Consider the following 6,899-nt stretch of genomic DNA (forward strand, 5'->3'; position numbering starts at 1 on the left):
TAAATATGCTTGAAGTTATCAAACAATATCACCTGTTACTTTAGATGTGGGTATCAATAAATTTAAGCATAACAATGAAATGAATATTGGCGCAATAACCGTTTTTTCAAGTCTATTATTGCGACCATTACTTATTACTATAATGACTGACTAGTTGCCTTTTTCATTGTTTGAACAAAATGCGCTAACTGGCTAAGCATTTGTTCAGGATTATCAAGATTTTTCTCAATAATTTTAACCGTTGCCGAACCACTAATGGCTCCTGCCGCACCTGATTTAATCGCTTCGCTAACTTGATCTGGTTCGGAAATACCAAACCCTTGGATAGCAGGAGGAGCACCAAACTCCGTCAATTTTTGTAATAAATGAGTAAGGGGTTTATTAGCACGATTTTCCGTGCCTGTAACTCCAGCACGTGAGACTAAATAGGTATAACCTTTACCATGCTTAGCAATATTTTTAATGACTTCATCATTAGCATTAGGTGGACAAATAAAAATTGGCGCTATATTGTATTTTTCGGCCGCCACTGTAAATTCTTTTGCATATTCAACAGGAACATCGGCAATTAATACCGAATCAATGCCCGCTTTAGCGCATTTGGCGTAAAAGTTATCAATCCCGTTTTTGAATACTAAATTTGCATAAATGAGTAATCCTATTGGAATATTAGCGTAATGCGCTCTAACATTACCTAACATCTCAAAACACTTTTCAACGGTTATTCCACCTTTAAATGCACGTATATTGGCATTTTGAATCGTTGGCCCATCAGCCATTGGATCTGAAAATGGGATGCCTAATTCTAAAGCGTCAGCGCCTGATTCAATCAAGGTTTGGATGATTTTAAAAGACAGTTCTGGCGTTGGATCTCCAACAGGTACAAAAGGAACAAAAGCACCTCTTTTTTCGGCTGTCAATGTTGCAAACAGTTTTTGATAACGGTTCATTCAACTTCTCCTTTTGCTTTTAAAATGTCATAAACGGTAAAGATATCTTTATCACCACGGCCTGATAAGTTCACAATTAATAATTGTTCTTTGTTTGGGTTTTCTTTGATCATTTTAATAGCATAGGCCAAAGCATGCGATGACTCTAATGCCGGGATAATACCTTCACTACGTGATAAAGCCTTAAAAGCGTCTAATGCTTCATCATCAGTAATTGAAACGTAATCTGCTCGACCAATGCTATCTAAGTAAGCATGCTGAGGACCAACTGATGGAAAATCTAATCCAGCTGATATTGAGTAGGATTCTTCAATCTGTCCTTCATCAGTCTGCATCATAGGTGATTTCATACCAAAGTAGATGCCAAGCTTACCATGTTTTAACGAAGCACCATGTTCACCACTTTCAATACCATGTCCGCCAGGTTCAACACCAATTAATCTGACCGTTTTTTCTTCAATAAAATTAGCAAACATACCAATTGCATTTGAACCACCACCAACGCAAGCAATTACTGCATCAGGTAGGCGCCCTTCTTTTTCAAGGATTTGTTGTTTAGCTTCACGGCTGATCATCTGTTGAAATTCACGTACAATTGTTGGGAAAGGATGCGGACCCGCTGCCGTACCAAGCATATAATGGGCTTTTTCATAACTTCCAGACCAATCACGCAATGCTTCGTTACAGGCATCTTTTAAGGTTGCAGATCCTGTTTCAACGGGAATTACTGTTGCGCCCATCAATCGCATTCTAAATACGTTAGGTGCTTGGCGTTTAACATCTTTTGCACCCATATAAATTCGGCATTTTAAGCCAAGTAGTGCGCAGGCTAAAGCCGAAGCAACACCATGTTGCCCTGCACCTGTTTCGGCTATAATTTCAGTTTTGCCCATCCTTTTAGCAAGCAATGCTTGTCCTAAAACTTGGTTAGTTTTGTGCGCACCACCATGCACTAAATCTTCTCTTTTTAAGTAAAGCTTGGTTTTGGTGCCTGCCGTTAGATTTTTACATAAAGTTAATGCTGTTGGTCTACCTGCATAGTTAACTAATAAATCGTTAAACTCTTTCTTAAAGTTTGGATCGTTGATTGCAGAGATAAAAGCATCTTCAAGTTGTTCAAGCACTGGCATTAATATTTGGGGAACATATTGCCCACCAAATTCGCCAAAGTAAGGGTTTAACTTAGACATAACTATTCCTTTTTTTAGATAAAAATTTAATTTGTTCAAATACAGCTTGGATTTTTTGTTTATCTTTTATTCCGGGTAAAACTTCAACGCCTGAGTTAAGATCAACACCAATGACACCCGTTGCTATAGCTGATTTTATATTTTGTGGGTTAATGCCACCAGCTAAGATGACATTATTTAAATTATGATCAGTAAGTATAGACCAATCAAAATGTTTGCCCGTACCACCAGCTCCATTATCAAATACGTAACGAGAAACTAATGAATTACTATATTTGGGCATAACATCACCAATACTCAATGCTTTCCATATTTGGCAATCTTTTGGTAACTGGTAACGTAATTTTTGTATATAATTGTCATCTTCATCGCCATGCAGTTGAACTGCATATAGAGATAGTTGTTTTGCTATTTGGCACACAATTTCGATCTCTTCATTTTGAAAGACCCCTACCCAATTAAGTGGTGCTCCTGCAATCACTGTTCGAGCTTTAACTGGTTGTATATAACGAGCAGAATTTGGAGCAAAAATCAAACCGCCATAGACCGCACCCGCTTGATAAGCACTTACAGCATCTTCGACACGGGTTAAACCACAGACTTTATTTTCACCCAACATCACTTTACGAATTGCCAGTTCTAAATTAGGTTCAGACATCAATGCACTGCCGATTAAAAAGCCATTAGCGTAAGTACTGAGCTCTTTAACCTGATTGTGAGTATAAATGCCCGATTCACTAATAATTATGCGATTATCAGGAATGGATTTAGATAACACTTTTACCCGATTTAGATCAACCGTCAGATCCCTTAAATTACGATTATTAATGCCGATTACTTTAGCACCAAGTTGAATAGCTCGCTCGACTTCATCTTCAGTGCTAGCTTCAGTTAATATCCCCATGTTAAGTTGATGAGCAATATGGCTTAAGTGCCGATATTCATCATCAGTCAATACAGATAGCATTAATAGTATCGCATCGGCTTGATAATAACGAGCTAAATAGATTTGGTATTCGTCGATAATAAAGTCTTTACAAAGCACTGGTTGTGTGACTTGATTACGAACTAACGGCAAAAATTCAAAACTACCTTGGAAATATTTTTCATCAGTCAGCACCGATATTGCCGAAGCATAATTTTTGTACACTCTAGCGATATGAGCTGGATCAAAACCATTTCGAATCAATCCCTTTGATGGTGATGCTTTTTTACACTCTAAAATAAACACATTTTTGCGTTGATTTAGTGCCTGATAAAAATCACGATCACTTGGCATTACCATTGATTTAAATGTATCAAGTGGTCTTATGGCTTGTTGTTCAACGAGCCATATCTGTTTATCTTTAATGATCTTTTTTAATACTGTTGCCATTTCAACATCTTTTGCTAAGGCTGCAATTGTCATGTTATTCTCCATTTGTTATCTTGCGGCTAATTGTTGTAATAGCAAATAAGCTTTACCACTATGCATCATTTCGATTGCTCGCTGAGCATTTTGTTTTAAATCTGAATCGCCAAACAAGCTCATTAACATCGCGACATTAGCGGCAATTGCTGATTCATGTGCGGGTTTACCATGACCTTGTAAAATAGCAATTAACATATCACGATTCTGTTCAGGTGTCCCACCTTCAATATCTTTTAAGGTAAATGTCGGCAACCCAAAATCATCTGGAGTCAGCGTAAAATAGTCAATTTGACCCTCCTTAACTTCGGCTACTTGAGTTTCACCATGAATAGCAACTTCGTCCATACCCGCACCATGCACCACATAAGCATGTTTGTAGTTAAGCATTTTTAATGTTTCAGCAATCGGTTTAATCAAATCTGGATGATATACGCCTAATAAAATCCGTTTTGGACGAGATGGGTTAATCAACGGCCCTAACACATTAAAAATAGTTCGTGTTTTTAACTGCTGACGAACTGACGCTGCATGGCGAAAACCTGAATGATATTGCTGAGCAAACAAGAAGCATACGCCAAGATCGTCTAATGCCTGCCGAGATGCTTGTGCAGACATATTCAATTTAATACCCAAAGCGGAAAGCACATCTGAGGATCCCGATTTGCTTGATACACCACGATTACCATGCTTAGCCACTTTATAACCTAATGCAGCTGCCACAAAGGCACTTGCCGTTGAGATATTAATACTATTAGAGCCATCGCCACCAGTGCCAACAATGTCGGTAAAATCATAATCTGGCACGTCAAAAGCATCTGCATTTTCAAGCAAAGCCTGCGTTGCACCGGCAATTTCATCAGGTGTTTCACCGCGCACTTTCATACTAATAATTGCAGTAGCTAATACTGTTGGTTCTATCTTACCTTGAATAACTAAATTGAATAATATTTTACTTTCTTCTTGTGTGAGCAATTGCCCTAAATATAATTTATTTAGCACAGGTTGAATGTTGTACTCTTGCTTATCAACTATAGCTTCTTGTTTTGACTTTCCTTTTTTCTCTGATGAATTAAGCGCCCAATCAATAGTTTGTTCTAGTAATTTTCCCCCTTGAATAGTTAAAATCGATTCAGGGTGAAACTGAAAACCACAAACCCGATCTTCATCATTACGTACCGCCATGACAATATTATTGAAAATCGCATTAATAGTCAGATTTTTTGGGATATTTTCTCCTTTTAAAGAGTGATAACGCGCAACAGGTAGTGGGTTTGGTAATCCTGTAAACATTGCTTGCTCATCATGCTCAATTAAAGATGCCTTACCATGCAAAATATCGCCAGCTGGCACAATCGATCCCCCATAGGATTCCACAATAGCTTGATGACCAAGGCAGATACCAATAATGGGCAATTTACCTTTTAAACGTTTTAACAGTTCTGGCATGCATCCAGCATCACTTGGTGCTCCTGGACCTGGTGATAACATTAAAATAGGGTTTTGCATTTGTGATAATTTTTCAATAATTACATTTGCAGGAATAGTATTTCGATAAATCGTCACACAATGCTTACTATTGCGTAATTGATCGACCAAGTTATAAGTAAAAGAATCAATATTATCAATAAATAAGATATTAGCCATTAGAATACACCTTCTACATTATGTGCTGCCATGATAGCTCGAATAACTGCACGTGCTTTATTACGTGATTCATCAGATTCTGATTGTGGTTCAGAATCTAGCACCACACCACTACCAGCTTGTACTGTCGCTATGCCATCTTCGACATAGGCACTACGAATCACAATACAGGTATCAAGATCGCCATTTGCGGTAAAATAACCAACAGCACCACCATAGCTACCACGTTTAACTTTTTCTGATTCAGCAATTAATTGCATCGCACGAACTTTAGGGGCTCCTGTTAATGTTCCCATATTCATAGTGGCTTGATAAGCATGAAGCGCATCTAAATCACTTCGTAACTGACCAACCACACGCGAAACTAAATGCATCACAAAAGAGTAACGATCCACTTTTAGCAAATCTTTGGTATAACGGGTTCCGGGTTTACAAATACGTGCTAAATCGTTGCGCGCTAAATCAACTAACATTAAATGTTCGGCTAGTTCTTTTTTATCGGTGCGCATTTCAAGTTCTAACCTACTATCTAAATCAAAATCAATTTCACCATTTGTGGTTAATCCACGTGGACGAGTACCGGCAATTGGATAGATTTCAACTTGATTGGTTGCTTTAGTATATTTAAGTGCACTTTCAGGTGATGCGCCAAATAAGACAAAATCTTGATCTTGCATATAAAACATGTAAGGGCTTGGGTTATGGATTTTTAATACCTGATAAGCAGATAACGGCTCAGGGCAAGGTAGTGAAAAACGCCGTGATGGTACAGCTTGAAAGATCTCCCCCTGCTGAATAGCATCTTGCATCTTTTTCACCATCGTGTTGAAATCATCATCACTTTTATTACAAGTCACATTAATATTAGCAAACGATTTTGTATAAATGGGCTTCATTGGTTGATTTAACGTTGCTTGTAGGTCAGCTAATCTTAATGTCAACCGTTCAATTTCTAGTGCATCAGACGTAAAGGCTGTTGATTTTAAAATTGACACATGATCTTGATGATTTATTTCTAATAGTGTTTCAGCTAAATAAAAACAGAAATCTTGGCAACGTTGCTCACTCGGCAAAATGGGAAGCTGTTCAAAACTAGCGACAAGATCATAACAAAATAGGCCGCCAACAAAAATTGCATCTTGCCCATATTGTTCGGTATTATCTACAATAGTTAATAAGGTTCTTAATACATCAAAGACGGATAATGACTTTAATCTTGAATCTTCATCTTGCATATTGTTGATAGTAGGAAATACCAATTTAAGCGTTTGTTCATTCAGTTGGATATTATCTAACTTATCTAAAAAGTTCTTTTGTAATAAAGGTAATAGTTTTTCGCCATTTGTAGTCAAAGCCTTAACAGTTACTTCATTGTTAATTGCCGAAATACGTAAGGCACTATCAACAATCATGACACTTTTAATTCCTTGCTTATTATCTATTTCAGCAGATTCAAGCAACAATGTTGCAGGTCTACTATCACATAATTGATAAAACACTTGGGTTGGATTTTGATAATAATCAATCGTTTTGGTGATCTGAGTTAGTGCGTGCTTGTTCATTGTTGTCTCTCTATTTATGTTTAATTTTAATTCATATCGATTTTTTCTTTGCTTAAAACGAAAAAAACCGCCTAGTGCGGGTTTTGTAAATTAAGACAATACTTCACTACATTACCCACAAAAAGTAATGCACCACCAACCA

At 37.4% G+C, this 6,899-nt stretch carries 5 protein-coding genes; all 5 read right to left on the minus strand.

All coding sequences use genetic code 11. From position 1 onward, the window contains the following. Nucleotides 1-137: 137 nt before the first annotated feature. Genes trpA through A9G30_RS07565 form a run of 5 tightly spaced genes read right to left on the minus strand, consistent with a single transcriptional unit; the run spans nucleotide 138 to nucleotide 6,757 of the window. Entirely contained in the window at nucleotides 138-950 is an 813-nt protein-coding gene (gene trpA / locus A9G30_RS07545) for a tryptophan synthase subunit alpha (protein ID WP_065588560.1), read from the minus strand. Next, complete coding sequence (trpB, locus tag A9G30_RS07550; RefSeq protein WP_065588561.1) at nucleotides 947-2,140, minus strand: tryptophan synthase subunit beta; 1,194 nt, start codon at nucleotides 2,138-2,140, stop codon at nucleotides 947-949. Before trpB ends, trpA begins: the two co-directional genes overlap by 4 nt. Next, nucleotides 2,133-3,548 carry a bifunctional indole-3-glycerol-phosphate synthase TrpC/phosphoribosylanthranilate isomerase TrpF gene (trpCF, locus tag A9G30_RS07555; RefSeq protein WP_065581943.1) on the minus strand — a complete coding sequence of 472 codons (1,416 nt, stop codon included), beginning with the start codon at nucleotides 3,546-3,548 and terminating at the stop codon, nucleotides 2,133-2,135. The genes trpB and trpCF overlap by 8 nt, the downstream gene beginning before the upstream one ends. A gap of 15 nt (nucleotides 3,549-3,563) precedes the next feature. After that, on the minus strand, nucleotides 3,564-5,195 hold the full coding sequence (gene trpD, locus A9G30_RS07560; protein WP_065588562.1) for a bifunctional anthranilate synthase glutamate amidotransferase component TrpG/anthranilate phosphoribosyltransferase TrpD: 1,632 nt from the start codon (nucleotides 5,193-5,195) through the stop codon (nucleotides 3,564-3,566). Next, complete coding sequence (locus tag A9G30_RS07565; protein ID WP_065588563.1) at nucleotides 5,195-6,757, minus strand: anthranilate synthase component 1; 1,563 nt, start codon at nucleotides 6,755-6,757, stop codon at nucleotides 5,195-5,197. Before A9G30_RS07565 ends, trpD begins: the two co-directional genes overlap by 1 nt. Between the last annotated feature and the right edge of the window lie 142 nt (nucleotides 6,758-6,899).

It is taken from the genome of Gilliamella sp. Fer4-1 (genome assembly GCF_001690515.1).
Lineage (GTDB): Bacteria > Pseudomonadota > Gammaproteobacteria > Enterobacterales > Orbaceae > Gilliamella > Gilliamella apicola_C.